Genomic DNA, 399 nt, shown 5'->3' with positions numbered 1-399 from the left:
ATACCGTATGCCACAGTCGTCTGATAGAAATACTGAGCCGTACAATAAAGGATGGAAGAGTGGTTAGTCTTATACACAAATATCTCCGCAGCGGAATCCTGAATCATGGTATGTTTGAGGCGAGCCACGAAGGCACTCCTCAAGGTGGTCCTTTAAGTCCCCTATTAAGTAATATCATGCTTAATGAACTCGACAAGGAACTAACGCGAAGAGGTCATCTCTTTGTTCGGTATGCCGATGATTCAATGATATTCTGCCGAAGTAAAAGTGCGGCGAAACAAACTAAGGAATCTATTACCCGATTTATCGAGGGTAAACTTCATTTGAGAGTAAACAAGGAAAAGACAACAGTCTCATATGTCAAAGGTGTAAAATACTTAGGTTATTCCTTTTATAACT

At 40.4% G+C, this 399-nt stretch carries 1 protein-coding gene; it reads left to right on the top strand.

The window, feature by feature from the left end; genetic code table 11:
* The coding region (locus tag H6A61_RS15460; RefSeq protein ID WP_262897256.1) for a reverse transcriptase domain-containing protein at nt 1–399 on the top strand (399 nt) is incomplete at both ends.

Origin of the sequence: Bacteroides caecigallinarum, from assembly GCF_016901995.1 — a bacterium.
GTDB classification, from domain to species: domain Bacteria; phylum Bacteroidota; class Bacteroidia; order Bacteroidales; family Bacteroidaceae; genus Phocaeicola; species Phocaeicola cellulolyticus.
Note: the sequence above shows the minus strand (reverse complement) of the source record. Positions and strands in the feature narration are given on the sequence as shown.